Genomic DNA, 20,527 nt, shown 5'->3' with positions numbered 1-20,527 from the left:
GTCCTTGTTCACTGGGCAAAGTTGGTTTTGTGCCAGAGCGGCACGCCCGATACCTGCTCCATGCCGTAATACCGCGCCAGTTCGCACAAGGGCACCAGGCTCTCATCGGCAGGCTCGATCACGCACCCTGCGGCCAGACCGGGCTCGTAGCCGCTTAGCGAGAGTTCGGGGAGCAGCAGTTGTAATGTGGCGCTGGCGGCCTTTTCGACGAAGGTGCAGTGACGCTCAATATTGGCGGCCACATTCCCCGGTACGGAAATGCTTTGTGCTGCGGCTATGCAGAGGGCGGGCATGAAGGTTGTTCCATTCGAGAAGGGCGACGGTAAACGTAAACCAGGGTCGCAGACACGCAGATCAGCAGTTCCACGGCAAAGCTCCAATGCAGCACGAAACTCAGCCACCAGGGATGGTAGCGAGCCGGTACGCTGAACAGCGCGTAGGCCTCATCATGGAAAGGCGCCAGCCACCAGACATCACCAACGAAACTGTCCAGCAGCATGTGCAGCAGGCCGCCGAGGGTGAACGCCAGGCTGCCCTGAGCCCAGGGGCTGTGCCGGCGAACACCCAGCCAGGCGATGCTCAGCGTTGCCAGGCTAAGCCAGAGCAACGGCCAATGGCTGAAGTACTGGTGATGGTGGGTCTGGCGTCCATCTGCCAGGTAGAAATAGAGCAGGTCCACATCGGGTACCGTCGCGCCGGCCACACAGGCGAGCATGAGCGCGCGCGGGGCTAGGGAACAGTGCGGCAGTTGCTGCAATAGCTTGCCGAGCAGGTAGCCGGAGGGGGCATGGGCGATGAACATGTGGGGTGGCTCCATCCTTGAGCAACCCTTTAGATAACCCGAATCCGGCACAAAAGAAAGCCGCCACATGGGCGGCTTTCTTCACGGGCCGTTACTCAGTTCTTGTCCCGCGCCAGGCAGGCCGCAGCGGTGAACAGCACGTCGGTGGAGGAGTTCAGCGCGGTTTCCGCGCTGTCCTGCAGGATGCCAATGATGAAGCCGATGGCGACCACCTGCATGGCGACGTCGCTGGGGATGCCGAACAGGCCGCAGGCCAGCGGGATCAGCAGCAGCGAGCCGCCGGCCACGCCCGAGGCGCCGCACGCGCAGACCGCCGAGATCACGCACAGCAGCAGGGCGGTGGGGATGTCCACGACGATGCCCTGAGTGTGTACGGCGGCCAGGGTCAGCACGCTGATGGTGATGGCGGCGCCGGCCATGTTGATGGTGGCGCCCAGCGGGATGGACACCGAGTAGGTGTCCTCGTGCAGGCCCAGGCGCTCGGCCAGTTGCAGGTTGACCGGCACGTTGGCTGCCGAGCTGCGGGTGAAGAAGGCGGTCAGGCCGCTTTCGCGCAGGCAGGTGAACACCAGCGGGTAGGGGTTGCGGCGGATCTGGCTGAACACGATCAGCGGATTGACCACCAGCGCGACGAACAGCATGCAACCGACCAGCACGGCGAGCAGGTGGGCGTAGCCGGCCAGGGCCTTGATGCCGGCGTCGGCGAAGGTGGTGGCGACCAGGCCGAAGATGCCCAGCGGGGCGCAGCGGATCACCACGCGGACGATCAGGGTCACGCCGTGAGCCAGGTCGGCGAAGATGGCGCGGGTGGTGTCGCTGCCATGGCGCACGGCGATGCCCAGGCCGATGGCCCAGGCCAGGATGCCGACGAAGTTGCCGCGCAGCAGGGCGTTGACCGGGTTGTCCACCACGTTCAGCGCCAGGGTCTTGAGCACTTCGGCGATGCCGCCGGGCGGGGTGGTGCCAGTGGCGGCATCCTGCAAAACCAGGGTCGAGGGCCACAGGCTGCTGGCGACCACCGCGACCATCGCCGCGGCCAGGGTGCCGATCACGTACAGCAACAGGATCGGGCGGATATGCGTGGGCTGGCCGGGCTTGTGGTTGGCGATGGCGGAGGTCACCAGGATGAACACCAGCACCGGCGCTACGGCTTTCAGGGCGGCGATGAACAGGGTGCCGAGGAAGCCGACTTCATCGGTGGCCTGGGGGAAGAGCAGGGCGAGGGCGATACCGGCGACCAGGCCGATGGCGATCTGCAGCACCAGGCTGGTGCGCCCGAGCAGCTGTACGAGAGGGTTGAGGATCATGGGTGATGGTTCCTGTGATTCGGCGCAGCGGCTTATGAGCTGCTGCACTGGGCGGCAGGCCGGGTTACGGCTGCCGGTTTCCGGAGGCCTGTCGGGTAACGATAGGCACAGAAAAAAGAAGGCGGCGATTCTAATGGCTCAAGGCCACGCGTGCCGGCCTTCCGTCAGGTGGTAAATGAAAACGGCCCGCGAGGGGCCGTTTTGATTCGCGCCACGAATGTCAGCCGCCGAGATAGGCGTCGCGGACTTTCGGATCGGTGAGCAGTGCCTCACCGGTGCCCTGCATGACGATCCGACCGTTCTCCAGTACGTAGGCGCGATCGGCCAGCTTGAGCGCCTGGTTGGCGTTCTGCTCGACCAGGAACACGGTCACGCCATCCTTGCGCAGCTGTTCGATGATGTCGAAGATCTGCTGGATGATGATCGGCGCCAGGCCCAGGGATGGCTCGTCGAGCAGCAGCAGCTGCGGCTTGCTCATCAGCGCGCGGCCGATGGCGAGCATCTGCTGTTCGCCGCCGGACATGGTGCCGGCGCGCTGCTCGAAGCGCTCCTTCAGGCGCGGGAACAGGTGCAACACCTTGTCCAGCTGCTCCTGGTTGCTTTCCTTGGTGCCGAAGAAACCGCCCATGGCCAGGTTTTCCTCGACGGTCAGGCGGGCGAACACGCGGCGGCCTTCGGGCACGACGGCGATGCTCTTGCGCATGATGTCGCAGGATTCCTGGCCGACCAGTTCCTCCCCCATGTAGCGGATGCTGCCACTGGCCGCGCGCGGCGAGCCGCACAGGGTCATCAGCAGGGTCGACTTGCCAGCGCCGTTGGCACCGATCAGGGTGACGATTTCGCCCTTTTCGACCTCGATGCTGACGTCATGCAGGGCCTGGATCTTGCCGTAGAAGGTGGAGACGTTCTTGAAACTCAGCATGCTTACGCCTCCCCCAGATAGGCTTTGATCACGTCCGGGTTGTTGCGGACTTCTTCCGGCGTGCCGTCTGCCAGGGGGGTGCCCTGGTTGATCACATAGATGTGGTCGGAAATGCTCATGACCAGGTGCATGTCGTGCTCAATCAGCAGCACGGTCACGTTGTGGTCATTGCGCAGCATGCCGATCAGCTGCTTGAGGTCCTCGGTTTCCTTGGGGTTGAGGCCGGCGGCCGGCTCGTCGAGCATGAGGATGCGCGGGCGCGTCATCATGCAGCGGGCAATTTCCAGGCGGCGTTGCTGGCCGTAGGCCAGGGTGCCGGCCGGGCGGTTGGCCACGTCGGTGAGGTTGACCACGTCCAGCCAGTGCGCGGCGTACTCCATCGCTTCCTTTTCGCTGCGGCGAAAGCCCGGGGTTTTGAACAACCCTGCGAGGAAGTTGGTGTTGAGGTGGCGATGCTGGGCGACCAGCAGGTTTTCCACCGCCGTCATTTCCTTGAACAGACGAACGTTCTGGAAGGTACGCACCACGCCCTTGTGGGCGATCTTGTGGCCGGGCAGCTTCTGCACCGGTTCGCCGTCCAGCAGGATTTCCCCACTGGTGGGCTGGTAGAAGCCGGTCAGGCAGTTGAACACGGTGGTCTTGCCGGCGCCGTTGGGGCCGATCATCGACACGACTTGCTTGGGCTGGACGCTCAGGGCGACATTGTTGACGGCCAGCAGGCCGCCGAAGCGCATGGTCAGCCCGCTGACTTCAAGAATCGGGCGGCTCATGGTTTCAACTCCAGGTGGGGACGCTGCATGGGCAACAGGCCCTGCGGACGCCAGATCATCATCAGCACCATCAGGGCACCGAACATCAGCATGCGGTACTCGCTGAACTCACGCATGAGTTCCGGCAGCAGGATCATCACCACGGCGGCGAGGATGATGCCGAGCTGCGAGCCCATGCCGCCCAGCACGACGATGGCGAGGATGATCGCCGACTCGATGAAGGTGAACGACTCCGGCGTGACCAGACCCTGGCGTGCGGCGAAGAAGCTGCCGGCGAAACCGGCGAAGGCGGCACCCAGGGTGAAGGCGGAGAGCTTGATCACGGTGGGGTTCATGCCCAGCGCACGGCAGGCGATTTCGTCTTCGCGCAGGGCTTCCCAGGCGCGGCCGATCGGCATGCGCAGCAGGCGGTTGATCACGAACAGGGTCAGCAGCACCAGCAGCAGGGCGATCAGGTAGAGGAAGATCACCTTGTTCACCGAGTTGTAGGCGACGCCGAAGTACTCGTGGAAGGTCTGCATGCCTTCGGCCGCACGGCGCTCGAACGACAGGCCGAACAGGGTCGGCTTGTCGATGTTGCTGATGCCGTTGGGACCGCCGGTCAGCTCGGTCAGGTTGCGCAGCAGGATACGAATGATCTCGCCGAAACCGAGGGTCACGATGGCCAGGTAGTCACCGCGCAGGCGCAGCACCGGGAAGCCGAGGATGAAGCCGAAGAACGCCGCCATCAGGCCGGCGATCGGCAGGCACACCCAGAAGCCCAGGCCGTAGTAGTGCGACAGCAGTGCGTAGCTGTAGGCACCCACCGCGTAGAAGCCGACGTAACCCAGATCCAGCAGGCCGGCCAGGCCGACCACGATGTTCAGGCCGAGGCCGAGCATCACGTAGATCAGGATCAGGGTGGCGATATCCACCGCGCCGCGGCTGCCGAAGAACGGCCACGCCAGGGCGACCAGGATCAGGCCGAGGATGACCCAGCGCTGGGTCGAGGGCAGGGTGAGGAAGTTACTGGCCTGGCTCGGCATGCCTGGCAGTTTCGGCGCGGTGGCCCAGGCGTTGCTCAGCTGGTCGCGGAACAGTTGCCAGAAGAACATAGCGATGGCGCAGCCGGCGATGGTCCACAGCGCCGCAGGGCTGGCGCCGTGCACTTCCAGCTTGATGCCGACGGTGGTCAGTTTCAGGCCGAGCACCGGATAGGCCACGGCCAGCACCAGCAGAGCGCTGAAGAAGGCGGTCTTGAGGTTCTTGGTGTTCATACTTTCTCGACCTCCGGACGGCCGAGGATGCCGGTCGGACGGAACAGCAGCACCAGCACCAGCAGGCTGAAGGCCACGACGTCCTTGTACTGGTCACCGAACAGGTCGGCGCCGAAGGCTTCGGCTACACCGAGTACCAGGCCACCGAGCATGGCGCCAGGGATGCTGCCGATGCCGCCGAGCACGGCAGCGGTGAACGCCTTGATGCCGGCGAGGAAGCCGATGTGCGGGTTGATCACGCCATATTGCAGGCCCAGCAGCACCGCCGCGACGGCGGCCAGGGTGGCGCCGATGACGAAGGTCAGGGCGATGATGTTGTTGGTGTTGATGCCCAGCAGGTTGGCCATGCGGATGTCCTCGGCGCAGGCACGGCAGGCGCGGCCCAGGCGGGACTTGGAGATGAACATGGTCAGGCCGTACATCACCAGGAAGGTGACGACGAAGATCAGGATCTGCATGTAGGAGATCACCACACCGTTCATGGTGCTCTCGCCGAACACCAGGTTACCGGGGATCAGGTTGGGAATGGCTTTGTCTTTCGAATCCTGGGCCAGCAGGATCTCGTTCTGCAGGAAGATCGACATGCCGATGGCCGAGATCAGCGGGATCAGGCGGTTGCTGCCGCGCAGCGGCCGGTAGGCCACCCGTTCGATACTGTAGCCGTAGGCGCTGGCGACGATGATGCTGGCCGCGAAGGCGCCAATGATCAGGATAGGCAGGCTGTCTAAGCCCATCATGGTCAGCCCGGCGATGACGATGAAGGCCACGTACGAGCCAATCATGTACACCTCGCCGTGGGCGAAGTTGATCATGCCGATGATGCCGTAGACCATGGTGTAGCCGATGGCGATCAGGGCATAGGTGCTGCCAACGGTCAGACCGTTAACCAGCTGTTGCAGGTAGTGATAGAGCTCAGGCATTACCTAACTCCTCGGCGCGTTCCGTAAAGCGGCGCTTGTGACGCAACGGATGGCCGGAAAACTCGATAAAACAAAGCCCACTGCTCGCGCAGTGGGCTTTGGGTTCAGGCGGGACGCTTACTTGGCTTCGGTCTTGGAACCGTCCTGGTGCCACTCGTAGACCACGAAGCTGAAGTCCTTCAGGTCACCCTTCTCATCGAAGGCCAGGGTGCCGGTCGGGGTGTCGAAGCTATTGGCGCGCAGCGCTTCGGCGACTTTGTCGGTGTCGGTGCTGCCGGCTTTCTTCATGCCTTCAGCCATGACCTGCACGGCGGCGTAAGCCGGGAATACGAACGGGCCGCTCGGGTCCTGGTTCTTGGCCTTGAAGGCTTCAACCAGCGCCTGGTTCTTCGGATCCTGGTCGAAGGACTTCGGCAGGGTCACCAGCAGGCCTTCGGAGGCCGGGCCAGCGATGGCGGAGATTTCCTTGTTACCCACGCCTTCCGGGCCCATGAACTTGGCTTTCAGGCCTTTCTCGGCGGACTGACGCAGCAGCAGGCCGAGTTCCGGGTGGTAGCCGCCGTAGTAGACGAAGTCGACGTTGGCTTGCTTGAGCTTGGAGATCAGCGAGGAGAAGTCCTTGTCGCCGGCATTGATGCCTTCGAACACGGCAACCTTGGTGCCTTTGCCTTCCAGGGTCTGCTTGACCGCGGTGGCGATGCCTTCGCCGTACTGCTGCTTGTCGTGAACGACGGCAACGGTTTGCGGCTTGACGTGGTCAGCGATGAAGTTGCCGGCGGTCGGGCCCTGCAGGCTGTCCAGGCCGATGGTGCGGAATACCAGCTGGTAACCGCGAGCGGTGATGTCCGGGCTGGTGGAGGCCGCGGTAATCATCAGAATGCCTTCGTCTTCGTAGATGTCGGACGCCGGCTGAGTGGAGCTGGAGCAGAGGTGGCCAACGACGTATTTCACTTCGTCGTTGACGATCTTGTTGGCTACGGCCACGGCTTGTTTCGGGTCGCAGGCGTCGTCGTACTTAACGCCTTCGAGCATTGCGCCGTTCACCCCGCCGGCCTTGTTGATCTGCTCGATGGCCATTTCGGCACCGATGAACTGCATTTCGCCGTACTGAGCAACAGCGCCGGTCACCGGGCCTGCCAGGGCGATCTTGATGGTGTCAGCGGCCATCGAATAGCTGGCGGCGCCGGCGAGAGCCATGGCGGCGAACAGTTTGGTCACTTGCTTGGTAGCCTGTTTCATAGTGCTCCACTCTTATAGGTGTTGTTCGTTCTTGTAATCCATGCGGCCAAAAGCTGCAGGACCGAATGCGATACCTCGGCCATGCCCCCCGGCAACTGTACCGGCACAGTGTAGAACTCAGTTTCGCGGCTTGGAAAGCGCGTAGTTCGAGGCATTTTGGGTGGGTGTCGCTTAATTGAAATAAACGTACAGAATAACGGCGCTGTTTTTCAGTGACTCATGGGTCCTTCTGCGGAGGGATATTCGAGCTGATCTTGCCTGAGGCAGGGTGGGCGCTATCATGCGCTCCCAGCAAACGTGTGCTTTCTACACAGGGCAAGATATGACAGAGCAAACAAGCACCCTCTATGCCAAGTTACTGGGTGAGACAGCCAGGATTTCATGGCAGGAACTCCAGCCGTTCTTCGCGCGGGGCCAGTTGCTGCAGGTCGCCCCAGGGCTCGATCTGGTGGAGGTCGCGCAGGCCGTGGCCGAGGACGATGGTGGCAAGGTGGGCGCCTGGCTACAGTCCGGGCAGGTGCTCAAGGTGGCTGAATCGCAGGCTGAGGACTACCTGCAGCGCGATCCTGAACTGTGGGCCGTGGTGGTGTCGCCTTGGGTGCTTATTCAGGAGCGCTCCGCTGGTGCGACGATGCACTGATCCAGATCAGTTGCGCTCGATACGGCTGGTCTAGACTGAGCTTTCCGACCAGCAAGGAGAGCCACCATGTTCGAACCGGGGCATTTGCACAGAGCCAGTCTGCCTGGCCAGATTGATTACACGGTAGATCTCTATTACGAAGTGCGGCGCGATCCGAAGGAAGGGCCGATGCTGCACTTCCGCATGGAAGGCCAGATTGCCGGCAAGGCTTTCACGGACGAGTTCGAGTTGCACCGCGATACCGCTTTCAACTTTGCCAGCGTCGCTTCGCGGGTGGCTGCCAAGCACGGCCTGCCGACCAATCATTCGCTGGTCATGCGCAGTCACGATGAATTCGACAAGATGTTTAACGATATTCGCGAAAAGTTGGGTGCAAAGCCTGGCGAAACCGTGAACTTCGATCATCTGGAAAAGGATGGCCTCTGAGGCATCGCTGCGATAGCCGCCATGGCTGTATGAGAAGGCCATGGTGGTGATGGCGTCCAGTTCCTTACAGGCTGCTTCGTGCTTTCATCTGGGCTGTTCTGCGGTAGTGGGCTGGGCTCAGGCGCTTTCTGCCTGACGCAGAATATCCTGGCGCACCCGGATGAATTGCCCGATGGCTTGTACCAGTAAGCCCCCGTCATCGAGTGTCAGTTCGATGCTCTCGTGTCCCTCCGATTCGCACAGGTAGACGGTATGGCTGGTCTGGCGTTGCTGGCAGAGGTAGCGCTGCTGGCGAGCTTCGACACGCAGGCTCAGTAGGTCGACATAGGCCACGCAGAATCGCTCGCTATCGCCGGTGGGCAGGGCGCTGCGACGCAGTATGGGGGTGTGAGTGAACGGTGAGGAGGAGAGCATGATCTGCTGGCACTCACCCAAGTCTTCACGTAGGCGACCATCGACGAACCACCGGCCGCGGATGTCGCGGTGCAGGGTGAGACTGCGTTGCCCGAGGTTGTCAGCTTTTAGCCATAGGCTGCGGAAGCGCCAGCGTTCGTCGTATCTGAGAACGTAGGTCGCGGCCATGCTGTTGCCGCGAATGCTCTGGATCAGATGGCTGCTGGCATGCACGCCGTCTTCGGTGATGGCCAGGCTGAGGTGCTCGACCCCTGGGTCGATCCAGGGCTTCCAGACCAGGTTCTGTTGCATCCTTGCGCTCCATGGATAGAACCGCGCCAGCTTCCTGCTGGCGCTTGGTGGGGCAAGTCTACGAGCGAGGTCAGAACCTGTCTGTCAGCCAAAGCTGATAATTGAGCAGTTTGTTGCGCAGTGTCAGGCCTTGCGTTGCAGTGCGGGTTGTTCGAACTGGACACCACTCAGGCCGCAGCTCTGTAGCGCCCGGATATTGGCATGGTCGCTGCCGTCTGGCGTGGCCAGTACAGCGCGATAGTGCTCGCCGAAGGCGCGCAAGGTTTCTTCCAGGGTGAAGCCTTCGAGCAGGGCCAGGCTCAGCGTCTTGCAGGAGCCTTCGTTCTGGCCGGCGGCGTTGGCGACATCGCCGTTGCGGAAGGCGCTGGGCTGATAGTCATAGTGCTCGGCGACAAAGGCCAGGGTTTCAGCGAACTCGAACTGGTCATTGTGCAGGCGGGCACGGAAGTCTTGCAGGTTCATCAGTGCTGGTTTCCTTTGGCGAAGGCTGCCTGCTGCTCGGCGCTGGCTTCCTTCTGGTAGCGGGCTTTCCATTCGGCATAGGGCATGCCGTAGATCTCTTCGCGGGCCTGATCCATATCGACTGCCAAACCGTGTTCATCGGCGGCGGCCTTGTACCACTTGGAAAGGCAGTTGCGGCAGAAGCCGGCGAGGTTCATCAGGTCAATGTTCTGCACGTCGGGACGCGAGCGCAGGTGTTGAACCAGGCTGCGGAAGGCGGCGGCTTCCAGTTCGAGGCGTTGTTGGTCGTTCATGACAGGCATTCGATGGGTTGGGTTTGTGGAACCTGGACGAGCTCTTCGTCGAGGATCTGCCGCCGGGCTTCCCGGCAGGCGGCGCGGAAGGCTTCATTGTAAGCCTGCTGGCTGAGCTTGAAAGTGAGTTCGTCGCGCATCAGGGTTTTGATGAAGTTGTCGAGCATCTTCTTTTCCTCCTGCTCGTGGTAGCCGTACTTCAAGCCGATGAAGTCGGAAAAGGCCACGTTGAGGATCATCAGCGCGATCCAGGTCTTCTGCCGCTCGTCGTCGCTGGCGCCTGCATTGTCAGGTGCAAGGATGCTGTCGGCCTGGCGTAACAGCTCCGGTCTGCCCATCAGGCCAAGATCTATCTGAATCCAGGAGTCGCGCCCGGCCTTGATGTAGTCCAGCGTGGCCTTCTGTTTCTGCGAACGATAGAGGATGACCGGAATCACGATGCTGGCCAGGCCGGTGGCCAGTGTGCAGACGAACTCGACGATCTCCATGGCCTGCTTGAGCTCCATGCGGGTACTTCCTTATTTGCTGGTGTGGCGTTTCAGGTGGCGGCCGCCGTTGATGACGATGTTGTTGCCGGTGTTGTAGGTGCTGTGCAAGAGATAGAGCACGGCATCCACCAGGGGGGTGTTGCCTGGCTCGATCTCCAGGAGGGCTTTGCGCAGGGTTTTGTTCTGATACTCGGCGTCGCTGCCTTCCTTGAGCATCAGCAGGCCGGGAGAGATGGCGTTGACGCGAATCTTAGGGGCGAGCTTCTCGGCGAAGGAGAGGGTCAGATTGAGCAGGGCGGCCTTGCTGGCAGCGTAGGCGATATGGTTCTTGGTGCCTTGGGTGGCGGTGTCGTCACAGACATGAATGATGTCCGCCCGCTCGACGCCTTGCAGCAGGGGGGTCAGGGCTTCATTCAACTGATAGGGTGCCTCGACATGCACTTGCAACATCTGGTTCAGATTGTCGAGTGAGTCATCCAGCCACAGCGAGGCGTTGTGAATGATGCCGCGCAGCGCCGTATAGCGGGTCTTGATGCTGTCGATCAGAGCGTCGCGGCTGTCGCGTTGGCTGAGGTCGGCTTTGAGCATGTCCACATTGGCCAGGCTGGTCAGTTCGCCTGGGGTGTTGCGATAGATGGCGACTACGGGCTGGCCTTGTGCGACCAGCGCCTTACAGATGGCCAGGCCGCCGCGCTTGTTGGCACCTGTCACTAGGATGGGGGAGTGCGTCGTCATGGTCGTGCTGAACTTACGGCAGGGGAATATAAGCCGCTGCGCCATGCGCAGGGTCTGGCAGAGTATTCCCGAGCGGGGCTCGCATTGCTACCCCGGAGGCGTCATGGTGAGGTTGCTCAGCGTATCTCGAGCGGCTGTTTCTGCTCTTGTGGCTTTGCTTGTAGCCAGGGTTCCAGCAGGCGCGTGGAGAGTGGGATGAAACAGTAGGTCATCAGCGGCGTCAGGGCCAGGGTGCCGAGCAGTACCCGCAGCACTAGCGGTAGCTCGGCCAGCCAGCCACCGAACAGCAGGTTGAAGACCAGGGATACCGGAAAGAAAGCGAGCCAGATGGCCACGCTTTGCTTCCAGCGTGGCGGGCGGCGCAGGGCGCTGCCGAACCAAGTATCCAGGCCCTGGGCTCGGTGTTCATGGGGTTGGGCAAACAGGCCCGCGCCACGCTTGAGCCAGGCGCGACGCGAGGCGGAGTGCTCCCAGGCACCGAGGGTTTTTTCATCGGCGAAGCGGAAGACAATCTGGTGTTCATCGTCATCGGGTGGCGGGGCCAACACGCCTGAGCCCAGATAGCCAGGGAAGTCGGCGGCCAGTTGCTGGCCTTCGTGTAGCCACAGACGGAATTCCTGCAGGCACTCGCGTGGGACGCGGCGTGCCACCAGCATGGTGACGGGGGACATTGTGTATCTCCAGTGTGACTGGCGCTGCCCGGATAGGGCTTGCGCATGATGCGTCGTCGGGGTGGTGGCGGCGCATGACAGAACAGGCAAGGATTATTCCCGTTTTGCCGGAATAAGCCAGTGCTTAGGGCTATTGGCCTCTGTATTTCGTCATGGGTCCTGCCTTTGCATTATGCGGGCGCGTGCCGCGTGGCCATGCGGCGGTTCAGGTCGCGTCCATAGCGGAGTACACTCGGTTCATCTTCATTTTTTGATTCTGCTGGCCATGACTGAAGCTGCTCGTGCTGAAACCAACGCCATCCTGTTCCCTATTCGCGAGGTATCGCGTGCCACAGGGGTCAACTCGGTCACCCTGCGGGCCTGGGAGCGGCGCTACGGGTTGATTCAACCCACTCGTACCGACAGTGGTCATCGACTCTATTCGGCTGCTGACATCGAGACGGTGCGCAATATCCAGGCCTGGATCGAGCGTGGCGTGGCGGTCAGCAAGGTAGGCAAACTGCTTGAGCGCAGCCAGGCTGTGCGGCCGGCGCCGGTGGTCGTGGGGCATGGGGATGCTTGGGGTGAATATCGGTCGCGTTTTCGTGCAGCGCTGGTCGCCTTCGATGCGGCTGCACTGGCGCGACTGTTCCAGCAGGCATGCGCGCGGCATAGCAAGGCGCAGGTGTTTCAGGACATCTGCATGCCGTTATGGCGCGAGTTGCTGCTGCGTCGCGATGAGCCCGGGCATGCGGGTGAATGGCTGCTGCTCGATGCTTTTTTGCGTACGCAGGCATTGACGTTTTTGCAAGCGGGCGAGCATCCGGCGCGCGTGGTGTTGACGGCTCTGGCCGGGCATTGTCATGAGTTGGAGCTGTTGGTGGCGGGGGTGCTGCTCGGCGGCGAGGATATCGGCGTGCAGGTATTCGGCCCAGGTCTGCCGCTGGCCGAACTGGCGCTGGTGGGCGGCAAGCTCCATCCGCAGGCCATGGTGCTGTTTTCCAATCGCCCGCCGAGTGAAGAGTGGCTCGCACAACTCAAGCGCTTCGCCCTGTCTCTGGACTGCCCCTTGGCGCTGGCGGGTGATGTCTGCGACCTGATCGAGAAGGAGCTGGCAGGCTCGGCCATTGCACGCCTGGGTAATACGGGGCCATTGCTGCATGGCCGCTTGCAGCAGTTCATCAGCGGGCATCTGGATACCTGAAACGCAAAGGCCCGGCAGTGAGCCGGGCCTTTGTCTGACGCCAGGGGCGCTTACTTCACTTCCACCGCCAGGCTTTCGGCGATCTTCTTGTTCCAGATCGCCGGGCCGGTGATGTGCACCGACTCACCGTTGGTGTCGACCGCGACGGTGACCGGCATGTCCTTCACCTCGAACTCGTAGATGGCTTCCATACCCAGTTCGGCAAAGGCCAGCACCTTGGACTTCTTGATCGCCTGGGCGACCAGGTAGGCCGCGCCGCCCACGGCCATCAGGTACACGGCCTTGTTGTCCTTGATCGCCTCGATGGCGATGGGGCCGCGCTCGGACTTGCCGATCATGCCCAGCAGGCCGGTGCTTTCCAGGATCTGGCGGGTGAACTTGTCCATGCGGGTGGCGGTGGTCGGGCCGGCTGGGCCGACTACTTCGTCACCCACCGGATCGACCGGGCCGACGTAGTAGATAAAGCGGCCTTTCAGATCCACCGGCAGCTCTTCGCCCTTGTTCAGCATGTCGACCATGCGCTTGTGCGCGGCGTCGCGGCCGGTGAGCATCTTGCCGTTGAGCAGGATGGTCTCGCCCGGTTTCCAGCTCTGCACCTCTTCCGGGGTGATGCTGTCGAGGTTGACGCGGCGGGCGCTCGGGCCGGCTTCCCAGACGATGTCCGGGTAGGCGTCCAGATCCGGTGCTTCCAGCGAGGCCGGGCCGGAACCATCGAGCACGAAGTGGGCGTGGCGGGTGGCGGCGCAGTTGGGGATCATGCACACCGGCAGCGAAGCCGCGTGGGTCGGGTAATCCATGATCTTCACGTCGAGCACGGTGGTCAGGCCGCCCAGGCCCTGGGCGCCGATGCCCAGCTGGTTGACCTTCTCGAACAGCTCCAGGCGCAGCTCTTCGATGCGGTTCTGCGGGCCGCGGGCCTGCAGTTCGTGGATGTCGATGTGCTCCATGAGCACTTCCTTGGCCATCACCGCAGCCTTCTCGGCGGTGCCGCCGATGCCGATGCCGAGCATGCCCGGCGGGCACCAGCCGGCGCCCATGGTCGGCACGGTCTTCAGAACCCAGTCGACGATCGAGTCGGACGGGTTGAGCATGGCCATCTTCGACTTGTTCTCGGAGCCGCCGCCCTTGGCCGCGACGTCCACTTCCACCTTGTCGCCGGGGACGATGGAGTAGTGGATCACCGCCGGGGTGTTGTCCTTGGTGTTCTTGCGGCTACCTGCCGGGTCGGCCAGGATCGAGGCGCGCAGGACATTTTCCGGCAGGTTGTAGGCGCGACGCACGCCCTCGTTGATCATGTCGTCGACGCTCATGGTGGCGCCGTCCCAGCGCACGTCCATGCCGACCTTGATGAACACGGTGACGATGCCGGTGTCCTGACAGATCGGGCGGTGGCCGGTGGCGCACATGCGCGAGTTGATCAGGATTTGCGCCATGGAGTCCTTGGCGGCCGGCGACTCTTCCTTCAGGTAGGCCTCGTGCATGGCCTGGATGAAGTCGACGGGGTGGTAGTAGGAGATGAACTGCAGGGCGTCGGCGACGCTCTGGATCAGGTCGTCCTGTTTGATCACGGTCATGGGGGCGCTCCTCTATCAGGGAACATCTATAAGGAAGCGCCGGACCACGACCCGGCGCAACGGCAAAAACGGTCAGGAACGAGTTTTGTGTCGTCCCGCGAAGGCCCGTGGGGTGGCTGCCAAGGATGGCGTGCCACAAAAAGGCGGCGCAGTATACCGCGCCGCTGCTGGCTGGTCACACGCGTTGGCTGGCGATTGGTCTAATCAGGGCGATGGAGCCGCGCTATCAATTTTGTGATCACGGCGTTAGAGTTGGGCAAGGTGCCAGTACGGGACGGAACCCATGAGTACACGCAGTTCTGGGGTTACCAAAAGAAGCCTGCAAAGCTTGTTGCTGAAGCGTTTTGGCATGGCGGTGGCCACTTATGCCCTGGTGGTTTTGCTGATCTGGGTGGCTAACTGGGTGGGTCAATATCCAGGCGGCAGCCTCTTTGCCCTTTACTGCACCGGGCTGGTGATATTCAGTCAATTGACCTTCTACAGCCTGTTTCGCAGTGGCATCAATCTACGCTTTCGTGATCCCAGCCTGACCGAGGCGCAAATTCTGGTGGGCCTGGGCTTGCACACCCTGTTGCTGGCGCAGCTTTCTGATGCGCGGGGCAGCCTGCTGATGTTCTACGTCATCATCCTGATGTTCGGCGTGTTCCAGCTTCGCCCGCCAGTATTCGTGCGTTGTGCGGCGGTTGCGTTCTTTGCCTTTGCCGGGCTCAACCTGTGGGAGGCTTATCAGCTGCGCCTGGCTGAACCGGAGCAGGCGTTGCTGCAGAGCAGTGCCCTGTTGATCGCGCTGATCTGGCTCAGTCTGTTCGCCAGCTATGTGCAGGCCCTGCGCCAGCGCATGCGTCAACGCCGCTATGCGCTGCAGGCGCACCAGGACACCCTGCGCGGTATGATGCGCCAGCTCGAAGACCTGGTGGCCACCGACGAACTGACTGGCCTGTACAACCGCCGTCACTTCCTGCGCCTGGCCCTGCGCGAGCTGGGCGCGCTCGGACATGGTCGTCAGCATGGCCTGGCGCTGATCGATCTGGATCACTTCAAGCGGATCAACGATGTGCATGGTCATGCTGCTGGCGACCGCGTTTTGCAGACCTTTGCAGCGGTGGCCCGGGCCTGCCTGCGTGACGGTGATGTGCTGGCCCGTTATGGCGGTGAAGAATTCGTGCTGCTGCTACCGAACACCGATGCCGATCAGTTCACTACCTGCTGCGAACGTCTGCGCGAAGCCTTCGCCCGCGCCGAGCCGTTGGGTGTGCAGGTGCACAATCTCAGCCTGTCCGCCGGCATGACCCTGCTGAGTGAGGGTGACGACCTCGACGAGGCCTTGCAGCGGGCTGACCAGGCGCTGTACCGGGCCAAGCGCGGCGGACGCAACCGCTGCAATGCGGCCTGGGAGGGCGCGGGTGCCTGAGATCACCGCGTCCGGCCAGACCTGGCTCGTGCCTGCCGGCAGCAACCTGCTCGATAGCCTGAATGGCGCCGGGCTGCGTGTGCCGTACAGCTGTCGCTCCGGCCGCTGCCATGCCTGCCTGGTGCGCTGCGTACGAGGCGATGTGCTGGATGCGCAGCCTGATGCCTTGGCTGATTCGCTTCGCGAGCAGGGTTGGCGCCTGGCCTGCCAGTGCCGGGTGGTCGATGACCTGGACGTGCAGCTGTTCGACCCGTCCCGCGACGGACTGCCAGCCCAGGTGCAGGCGCTCGATTGGCCGAGCCCGACCGTACTGCGCCTGCGTCTGTTGCCCGAACGCCCGCTGCGCTATGCGGCGGGCCAGCACCTGGTGCTGTGGAATGACCAGGGCATCGCGCGGCCCTATTCCCTGGCCAGTCTGCCGGGCGAGGAGCCCTGGCTAGAATTTCACCTTGACTGCCGCCAGCCGGGAGCCTTCAGCGATCGCGCGCGCCAACTGCACTCAGGCGACAGTCTGCGCCTGGGCGAACTGCGCGGCGGCGCCCTGCACTATGACCCGGACTGGCAGGAACGCCCACTCTGGCTGCTGGCCGCCGGCACCGGTCTGGCACCGCTGTGGGGCGTGCTGCGCGAGGCGCTGCGCCAGCATCACCAAGGGCCGATTCGCCTTATTCACCTGGCCCATGACGCCGGCGAGCACTATCTGGCCGAACCCTTGCGGGCACTGGCCGCGCAGCACGCCAACCTGCAGGTAGAGCTGCTGGTGGCGACCGAGCCGGCGGCGGCTTTGGCGGATCTGCGGCTTGTTTCGCGCCAGACCATCGCCTTACTCTGCGGCTCTCCCGCCAGCGTGGAAGCCTTCGCTCGCCGCCTCTATCTTCTCGGCGTGCCGCGCAACCAGGTGCTGGCCGATATTTTTCTGCCCCACGCCTGACCCTCTGGTGGCGCGAGGCCTGCCCGAGGAATTGCCATGAGCGAACACGTACTGGTCGAGCGCGACGCTGGTCTGCTGACCCTGCGCCTGAACCGTCCGGACAAGATGAATGCCCTGACCCGCGCCATGTACAGCCAGATGGCCGAAGTGCTGGACGCGGCCGATCAGGACCCCTGTGTGCGTGCAGTGTTGATCACCGGCGGTGCCGAGTGCTTTACCAGTGGCAACGACGTGGCCGATTTCCTCCAGGCGCCGCCTACCGGCATGGACAGCCCAGTGTTCCAGTTCATGCGCGCGCTGTTCGATTTCAGCAAACCAGTAGTGGCTGCCGTGGCCGGCCCGGCGGTGGGTATCGGCACCACGTTGCTGCTGCACTGTGATCTGGTCTACGTCAGTCGCGACGCCAAGCTACGTACCCCTTTCGTCAACCTCGGCCTGTGCCCGGAGTTCGGCTCCAGTCTGCTTCTACCGCGCCTGCTCGGCCAGGCCCGTGCCTCCGAGGTGCTGCTGCTCGGTGAGAGCTTCACCGGTGGCCAGGCGGCCGAGTGGGGCATCGCCAGTGCCGCGCTGGAAGACGGGCCTAGCGCCCTGGCCAAGGCGCGGGAAATGGCCCTGCGCTTTCTCGACCTGGCGCCGTCGGCGCTGGCCGTCAGCAAGCGCCTGATGCGTGCACCCGGGCGCGAGGAGCTGCGCAAGGTGATTGAGGAGGAGGGCGAGCTGTTCGGCCAGCGTCTGCGTTCGCCAGAGGCCATCGAGGCGCTGTCGGCCTTCATGCAGCGGCGCAAGCCGGATTTCTCCAAGTTCGCCTGACCGCTTGCTCTCTGACGGGGAGAGGTTCAAACAAAAAGGCCGCTCATCGAGCGGCCTTTTTGTTGCAGCACGTGCTTACACCATCGGATCGCCGACATGCAGGATCTTCATGGTGTTGGTGCCGCCGGTGCCGTGGTAGCTGTCGCCCTTGGTCAGGATCACCCAGTCGCCGGGCTCGACCACGCCGCGCTTGAGCAACTCGTCCACCGCCGCCTGGCTGACCTTGTTGGCCGGCAGGGAGGCCGGGTCGAACGGCACGGTGTAGACGCCGCGGAACAGCGCCACGCGAGCCTGGGCCTCGCGGTGCGGGGTGAAGGCGTAGATCGGGATCGACGAGCGGATGCGCGACATGATCAGCGGGCTGTAGCCACTCTCGGTCAGGCTGATGATGGCCTTGACGCCCGGGAAGTGGTTGGCGGTGTACATGGTGGCCAGTGCCACGCTCTCGTCGCAGCGCTCGAAGGTGCGGCCGATGCGGTGGCTGGATTTCTGGCTGGTCGGGTGCTTCTCGGCACCCAGGCACACACGGGCCATGGCCTCCACGGCTTCCACCGGGTATTCGCCGGCGGCGCTCTCGGCCGAGAGCATCACCGCGTCGGTGTAGTCCAGTGCGGCGTTGGCCACGTCCGACACTTCGGCGCGAGTCGGCATCGGGCTATGGATCATCGACTCCATCATCTGGGTCGCGGTGATCACCGCTTTGTTGTAGCGGCGGGCGTGGGCGATGATCTTTTTCTGGATACCAACCAGCTCGGCATCGCCGACTTCCACGCCGAGGTCGCCACGGGCCACCATCACTGCGTCGCTGGCGCGGATCAGACCGTCCAGCGCGGCATCGTCGGCCACTGCTTCGGCGCGTTCGATCTTGGCTACCAGCCAGGCCTTGCCGCCAGCCTCGTCGCGCAGGCGGCGGGCCAGCTCCATGTCCGCGGCATCGCGCGGGAAGGACACGGCCAGGTAGTCCACCTCCATCTCGGCGGCCAGTTTGATGTCGGCCTTGTCCTTCTCGGTCAGGGCGGGGGCGGTCAGGCCACCACCGCGGCGGTTGATGCCCTTGTTGTCCGACAGCGGGCCGCCGATCACCACACGGCAGTGCAGTTCGTCGGCGCCCTTGAGTTCGACGCGCATCACCACACGGCCGTCGTCGAGCAGCAGCTCGTCACCCACGTCGCAGTCCTGGATCAGCGCCGGGTAGTCGATGCCGACCACTTCCTGAGTGCCCTCGGTGCGCGAGTGGCTGGAGGACAGGCGGAACAGGTCGCCTTCTTCGAGTTCGATGCGCTTGTGGGTGAACTTGGCGATACGGATCTTCGGACCCTGCAGGTCGCCGAGCAGGGCGACGTGGCGGCCGTGCTTGGCGGCCAGTTCGCGCACCAGCGTGGCGCGGGCCTTGTGGTCTTCGGGGCTGCCGTGAGAGAAGTTCAGACGGGCGACGTCGATGCCGGCGACGATCAGTTGTTCCAGCACTTCCGGCGAGCTGCTGGCCGGGCCGAGGGTGGCGACGATTTTGGTGCGACGCAGGGTCATGCGGTAACTCCATTCTCTATGCGTGCGGCGAGGCTACTACGGCCTTTCACTGTAGTCATTGTTCGCCTGCACTACGCAGCGCTGATTTGCTGGTGAACGCTCGGCCACTGCAGGAAAATGCCAGCCAGCCGATACCCTGCGCAATGGAGGAACCGACCATGCGTACCCTGATCCTGTTTCTTGCTCTGACCAGCCTGGCTGGCTGTAATCGCATCTCCCTTGATCGTCATTTGGACGATGCCTATCGCCATTACAACAAGGGCGATTGCGAGCAGGCCATGCTCGACCTCTCGCGCGCCGAACGTACCAGCCGCTCGCGCAGTTATGTGCAACCGGAGATCTCCTTGCTGCGCGGGCAGTGCCTGGAGCGGCAGAACCTGTTCGTCGACGCGGCGCAGACCTACGAGTTCATCCTGCGCCGCTATCCGGCCAGCGAGTACGCCTACCGCGCACGCGCCCGACTGGAGACTCTGCGCCAGCTTGGGCATTATTCGGCCAGCGAACCGGCCAAGGCGTCTCCTGCATCCCTCTGATGTGGCCGCCAGTCGGCGCATTATCAGGGAGTTTTCAGCGCGGCTAAGCTGCGTGTAGGGAGGGTTGCCATGCGTCATCTGCTCGTCGTGTTCTTGCTCGTGCCGGCTATGGCGAGCGCGGAAATCTATCGCTGGACCGATGCCCAGGGGCGTGTGCACTTCTCCGAGAAGCCCGGCGGGGCAGGGGCCGAGCAGGTCGAGGTCAAGCCGCAAGTCGTGGAGCGTGATGCTGCCACCCGCGAGCGTGAGGAGCGCAGTCAGAAGTATTTCGACGCGCGCCGCGACGAGAAAGCCCAGGCCCAGTCACGTGCGGCCTCATCCCGTGCCGAACGCAGTAAGGAGTGCGGCAAATTGCGCGATCAGTTGAGGCAGATCGAGCGTGACGGCCGCTACTTCACCACCGATGCCAGGGGAGAGCGCAGCTATATCAGCGCGGATGAGGTCGAGGCGGCCCGCAGCCGTTTGTCGTCTCGAATTGCCGCGCGGTGTGGCTAAGTCTGGTACTGCGTTGCCTCAACGACCATACTCGAACACCCGCCCATAGCGATTGGCCATCATGCACATCCAGCGCCGCATCGACCGTCACCAGTTGCCCTACTACCTCAAGGTGTTCAATCGAATCACCGACAAACCCATGGGCTATATCGGCAATGTGTCGCTGGATGGGTTAATGCTGATCAGTCAGTACCCCATGCTGGTCAGCGCACGTTTCGACATGCGTCTGAAAATTCCCGGCCAGGACGGCCGTATCCACAACATTGATTTCGCCGCCACCTGCCAGTGGAGTCGTGAAGACATCACGCCGGGCACCTATGATTCGGGTTTCGCCCTGGTTGCCCCGCCGGCCGAGTACGTCGAGATGGTCGATGCCCTGCATCTGTACTTCAGCTTTCATCCCCTGGCTGCCTCGGCCTGAATCCGT

General features: G+C 63.1%; 25 protein-coding genes. 9 read left to right on the top strand and 16 right to left on the bottom strand.

Going from position 1 to position 20,527, the window contains the following annotated elements:
- Positions 1 to 8: 8 nt before the first annotated feature.
- The 8 genes from P7A97_RS19550 to P7A97_RS19515 form a co-directional block, all read right to left on the bottom strand.
- The gene (locus tag P7A97_RS19550; RefSeq protein WP_277692103.1) at positions 9 to 293 is read right to left on the bottom strand and encodes a hypothetical protein; all 285 of its coding nucleotides are present in this window, start codon (positions 291 to 293) and stop codon (positions 9 to 11) included.
- Positions 275 to 802 carry a metal-dependent hydrolase gene (locus P7A97_RS19545; protein WP_277692102.1) on the bottom strand — a complete coding sequence of 176 codons (528 nt, stop codon included), beginning with the start codon at positions 800 to 802 and terminating at the stop codon, positions 275 to 277. The genes P7A97_RS19550 and P7A97_RS19545 overlap by 19 nt, the downstream gene beginning before the upstream one ends.
- Positions 803 to 897: 95 nt before the next feature.
- Positions 898 to 2,109: a serine/threonine transporter SstT gene (gene sstT / locus P7A97_RS19540; RefSeq protein WP_277692101.1), complete on the bottom strand. Its 1,212-nt coding sequence runs from the start codon at positions 2,107 to 2,109 to the stop codon at positions 898 to 900.
- 220 nt (positions 2,110 to 2,329) lie between these two features.
- Positions 2,330 to 3,031, bottom strand: a complete 702-nt coding sequence (locus P7A97_RS19535; RefSeq protein ID WP_277692100.1) for an ABC transporter ATP-binding protein — start codon at positions 3,029 to 3,031, stop codon at positions 2,330 to 2,332.
- Between the two features lie 2 nt (positions 3,032 to 3,033).
- Positions 3,034 to 3,801: a high-affinity branched-chain amino acid ABC transporter ATP-binding protein LivG gene (livG, locus tag P7A97_RS19530; protein ID WP_277692098.1), complete on the bottom strand. Its 768-nt coding sequence runs from the start codon at positions 3,799 to 3,801 to the stop codon at positions 3,034 to 3,036.
- Positions 3,798 to 5,057, bottom strand: a complete 1,260-nt coding sequence (locus P7A97_RS19525) for a high-affinity branched-chain amino acid ABC transporter permease LivM (RefSeq protein WP_277692096.1) — start codon at positions 5,055 to 5,057, stop codon at positions 3,798 to 3,800. The genes livG and P7A97_RS19525 overlap by 4 nt, the downstream gene beginning before the upstream one ends.
- Positions 5,054 to 5,977 (bottom strand): high-affinity branched-chain amino acid ABC transporter permease LivH, encoded by a 924-nt coding sequence (livH, locus tag P7A97_RS19520; RefSeq protein ID WP_277692094.1) that lies wholly within the window; start codon positions 5,975 to 5,977, stop codon positions 5,054 to 5,056. The genes P7A97_RS19525 and livH overlap by 4 nt, the downstream gene beginning before the upstream one ends.
- Before the next feature lie 117 nt (positions 5,978 to 6,094).
- The gene (locus tag P7A97_RS19515) at positions 6,095 to 7,216 is read right to left on the bottom strand and encodes a branched-chain amino acid ABC transporter substrate-binding protein (RefSeq protein ID WP_277692092.1); all 1,122 of its coding nucleotides are present in this window, start codon (positions 7,214 to 7,216) and stop codon (positions 6,095 to 6,097) included.
- A 322-nt stretch (positions 7,217 to 7,538) separates the two neighbouring features.
- On the opposite strand from P7A97_RS19515, the gene P7A97_RS19510 reads away from it, so the two are divergent.
- Complete coding sequence (locus tag P7A97_RS19510; RefSeq protein WP_277692091.1) at positions 7,539 to 7,856, top strand: DUF2288 domain-containing protein; 318 nt, start codon at positions 7,539 to 7,541, stop codon at positions 7,854 to 7,856.
- Positions 7,857 to 7,922: 66 nt separating this feature from the next.
- Entirely contained in the window at positions 7,923 to 8,282 is a 360-nt protein-coding gene (locus P7A97_RS19505) for a DUF5064 family protein (RefSeq protein WP_277692089.1), read from the top strand.
- 117 nt (positions 8,283 to 8,399) lie between these two features.
- Here P7A97_RS19505 and P7A97_RS19500 read toward each other — a convergent pair whose 3' ends face one another.
- The 6 genes from P7A97_RS19500 to P7A97_RS19475 form a co-directional block, all read right to left on the bottom strand.
- A complete protein-coding gene (locus P7A97_RS19500; RefSeq protein WP_277692088.1) occupies positions 8,400 to 8,987 on the bottom strand; it encodes a putative glycolipid-binding domain-containing protein in 588 nt (195 codons plus the stop codon).
- A 123-nt stretch (positions 8,988 to 9,110) separates the two neighbouring features.
- Positions 9,111 to 9,449, bottom strand: coding sequence for a HopJ type III effector protein (locus P7A97_RS19495; protein WP_277692087.1), 339 nt, complete (start codon positions 9,447 to 9,449; stop codon positions 9,111 to 9,113).
- Entirely contained in the window at positions 9,449 to 9,742 is a 294-nt protein-coding gene (locus P7A97_RS19490) for a DUF1244 domain-containing protein (protein WP_277692085.1), read from the bottom strand. Before P7A97_RS19490 ends, P7A97_RS19495 begins: the two co-directional genes overlap by 1 nt.
- Entirely contained in the window at positions 9,739 to 10,248 is a 510-nt protein-coding gene (locus P7A97_RS19485; RefSeq protein WP_277692084.1) for a hypothetical protein, read from the bottom strand. Before P7A97_RS19485 ends, P7A97_RS19490 begins: the two co-directional genes overlap by 4 nt.
- Positions 10,249 to 10,260: 12 nt before the next feature.
- Positions 10,261 to 10,965 carry a dihydromonapterin reductase gene (folM, locus tag P7A97_RS19480; protein ID WP_277692082.1) on the bottom strand — a complete coding sequence of 235 codons (705 nt, stop codon included), beginning with the start codon at positions 10,963 to 10,965 and terminating at the stop codon, positions 10,261 to 10,263.
- 116 nt (positions 10,966 to 11,081) lie between these two features.
- Complete coding sequence (locus tag P7A97_RS19475) at positions 11,082 to 11,636, bottom strand: antibiotic biosynthesis monooxygenase (RefSeq protein ID WP_277692080.1); 555 nt, start codon at positions 11,634 to 11,636, stop codon at positions 11,082 to 11,084.
- Between the two features lie 265 nt (positions 11,637 to 11,901).
- On the opposite strand from P7A97_RS19475, the gene P7A97_RS19470 reads away from it, so the two are divergent.
- A complete protein-coding gene (locus tag P7A97_RS19470) occupies positions 11,902 to 12,819 on the top strand; it encodes a MerR family transcriptional regulator (protein WP_277692079.1) in 918 nt (305 codons plus the stop codon).
- 50 nt (positions 12,820 to 12,869) lie between these two features.
- Here the strand turns inward: P7A97_RS19470 and P7A97_RS19465 are convergent, their stop codons facing one another.
- Positions 12,870 to 14,393, bottom strand: a complete 1,524-nt coding sequence (locus P7A97_RS19465) for a fumarate hydratase (RefSeq protein WP_277692078.1) — start codon at positions 14,391 to 14,393, stop codon at positions 12,870 to 12,872.
- A 283-nt stretch (positions 14,394 to 14,676) separates the two neighbouring features.
- Between P7A97_RS19465 and P7A97_RS19460 the strand changes: the two genes are divergently transcribed.
- From P7A97_RS19460 to P7A97_RS19450, 3 genes are read left to right on the top strand one after another with little or no spacing between them, the layout of a single operon-like run.
- Positions 14,677 to 15,804 carry a GGDEF domain-containing protein gene (locus P7A97_RS19460; protein WP_277692077.1) on the top strand — a complete coding sequence of 376 codons (1,128 nt, stop codon included), beginning with the start codon at positions 14,677 to 14,679 and terminating at the stop codon, positions 15,802 to 15,804.
- The gene (locus P7A97_RS19455; protein WP_277692076.1) at positions 15,797 to 16,735 is read left to right on the top strand and encodes an iron-sulfur-binding ferredoxin reductase; all 939 of its coding nucleotides are present in this window, start codon (positions 15,797 to 15,799) and stop codon (positions 16,733 to 16,735) included. Before P7A97_RS19460 ends, P7A97_RS19455 begins: the two co-directional genes overlap by 8 nt.
- A gap of 36 nt (positions 16,736 to 16,771) precedes the next feature.
- Entirely contained in the window at positions 16,772 to 17,545 is a 774-nt protein-coding gene (locus P7A97_RS19450; RefSeq protein ID WP_277692075.1) for an enoyl-CoA hydratase, read from the top strand.
- A gap of 75 nt (positions 17,546 to 17,620) precedes the next feature.
- Here P7A97_RS19450 and pyk read toward each other — a convergent pair whose 3' ends face one another.
- Positions 17,621 to 19,072: a pyruvate kinase gene (gene pyk, locus P7A97_RS19445; RefSeq protein WP_277692073.1), complete on the bottom strand. Its 1,452-nt coding sequence runs from the start codon at positions 19,070 to 19,072 to the stop codon at positions 17,621 to 17,623.
- Between the two features lie 158 nt (positions 19,073 to 19,230).
- On the opposite strand from pyk, the gene P7A97_RS19440 reads away from it, so the two are divergent.
- From P7A97_RS19440 to P7A97_RS19430, 3 genes are all read left to right on the top strand, one after another.
- Positions 19,231 to 19,605: a tetratricopeptide repeat protein gene (locus P7A97_RS19440; RefSeq protein ID WP_277692071.1), complete on the top strand. Its 375-nt coding sequence runs from the start codon at positions 19,231 to 19,233 to the stop codon at positions 19,603 to 19,605.
- 69 nt (positions 19,606 to 19,674) lie between these two features.
- The gene (locus P7A97_RS19435) at positions 19,675 to 20,100 is read left to right on the top strand and encodes a DUF4124 domain-containing protein (RefSeq protein WP_277692066.1); all 426 of its coding nucleotides are present in this window, start codon (positions 19,675 to 19,677) and stop codon (positions 20,098 to 20,100) included.
- Between the two features lie 61 nt (positions 20,101 to 20,161).
- Positions 20,162 to 20,521, top strand: a complete 360-nt coding sequence (locus P7A97_RS19430) for a PilZ domain-containing protein (protein ID WP_277692064.1) — start codon at positions 20,162 to 20,164, stop codon at positions 20,519 to 20,521.
- The last annotated feature ends 6 nt before the right edge of the window (positions 20,522 to 20,527 follow it).

It is taken from the genome of Pseudomonas sp. GOM6 (assembly GCF_029537485.1).
Lineage (GTDB): Bacteria > Pseudomonadota > Gammaproteobacteria > Pseudomonadales > Pseudomonadaceae > Aquipseudomonas.
The sequence above is the reverse complement of the archived record's forward strand: the minus strand, read 5'-3'. Positions and strand labels throughout refer to the sequence as shown.

Bases quoted from the DNA above. Each gene is read 5' to 3' on its own strand.
- P7A97_RS19550 (WP_277692103.1), bottom strand. From the start codon at position 293: ATGCCCGCCCTCTGCATAGCCGCAGCACAAAGCATTTCCGTACCGGGG.
- P7A97_RS19545 (WP_277692102.1), bottom strand. From the start codon at position 802: ATGTTCATCGCCCATGCCCCCTCCGGCTACCTGCTCGGCAAGCTATTG.
- sstT (WP_277692101.1), bottom strand. From the start codon at position 2,109: ATGATCCTCAACCCTCTCGTACAGCTGCTCGGGCGCACCAGCCTGGTG.
- P7A97_RS19535 (WP_277692100.1), bottom strand. From the start codon at position 3,031: ATGCTGAGTTTCAAGAACGTCTCCACCTTCTACGGCAAGATCCAGGCC.
- livG (WP_277692098.1), bottom strand. From the start codon at position 3,801: ATGAGCCGCCCGATTCTTGAAGTCAGCGGGCTGACCATGCGCTTCGGC.
- P7A97_RS19525 (WP_277692096.1), bottom strand. From the start codon at position 5,057: ATGAACACCAAGAACCTCAAGACCGCCTTCTTCAGCGCTCTGCTGGTG.
- livH (WP_277692094.1), bottom strand. From the start codon at position 5,977: ATGCCTGAGCTCTATCACTACCTGCAACAGCTGGTTAACGGTCTGACC.
- P7A97_RS19515 (WP_277692092.1), bottom strand. From the start codon at position 7,216: ATGAAACAGGCTACCAAGCAAGTGACCAAACTGTTCGCCGCCATGGCT.
- P7A97_RS19510 (WP_277692091.1), top strand. From the start codon at position 7,539: ATGACAGAGCAAACAAGCACCCTCTATGCCAAGTTACTGGGTGAGACA.
- P7A97_RS19505 (WP_277692089.1), top strand. From the start codon at position 7,923: ATGTTCGAACCGGGGCATTTGCACAGAGCCAGTCTGCCTGGCCAGATT.
- P7A97_RS19500 (WP_277692088.1), bottom strand. From the start codon at position 8,987: ATGCAACAGAACCTGGTCTGGAAGCCCTGGATCGACCCAGGGGTCGAG.
- P7A97_RS19495 (WP_277692087.1), bottom strand. From the start codon at position 9,449: ATGAACCTGCAAGACTTCCGTGCCCGCCTGCACAATGACCAGTTCGAG.
- P7A97_RS19490 (WP_277692085.1), bottom strand. From the start codon at position 9,742: ATGAACGACCAACAACGCCTCGAACTGGAAGCCGCCGCCTTCCGCAGC.
- P7A97_RS19485 (WP_277692084.1), bottom strand. From the start codon at position 10,248: ATGGAGCTCAAGCAGGCCATGGAGATCGTCGAGTTCGTCTGCACACTG.
- folM (WP_277692082.1), bottom strand. From the start codon at position 10,965: ATGACGACGCACTCCCCCATCCTAGTGACAGGTGCCAACAAGCGCGGC.
- P7A97_RS19475 (WP_277692080.1), bottom strand. From the start codon at position 11,636: ATGTCCCCCGTCACCATGCTGGTGGCACGCCGCGTCCCACGCGAGTGC.
- P7A97_RS19470 (WP_277692079.1), top strand. From the start codon at position 11,902: ATGACTGAAGCTGCTCGTGCTGAAACCAACGCCATCCTGTTCCCTATT.
- P7A97_RS19465 (WP_277692078.1), bottom strand. From the start codon at position 14,393: ATGACCGTGATCAAACAGGACGACCTGATCCAGAGCGTCGCCGACGCC.
- P7A97_RS19460 (WP_277692077.1), top strand. From the start codon at position 14,677: ATGAGTACACGCAGTTCTGGGGTTACCAAAAGAAGCCTGCAAAGCTTG.
- P7A97_RS19450 (WP_277692075.1), top strand. From the start codon at position 16,772: ATGAGCGAACACGTACTGGTCGAGCGCGACGCTGGTCTGCTGACCCTG.
- pyk (WP_277692073.1), bottom strand. From the start codon at position 19,072: ATGACCCTGCGTCGCACCAAAATCGTCGCCACCCTCGGCCCGGCCAGC.
- P7A97_RS19440 (WP_277692071.1), top strand. From the start codon at position 19,231: ATGCGTACCCTGATCCTGTTTCTTGCTCTGACCAGCCTGGCTGGCTGT.
- P7A97_RS19435 (WP_277692066.1), top strand. From the start codon at position 19,675: ATGCGTCATCTGCTCGTCGTGTTCTTGCTCGTGCCGGCTATGGCGAGC.
- P7A97_RS19430 (WP_277692064.1), top strand. From the start codon at position 20,162: ATGCACATCCAGCGCCGCATCGACCGTCACCAGTTGCCCTACTACCTC.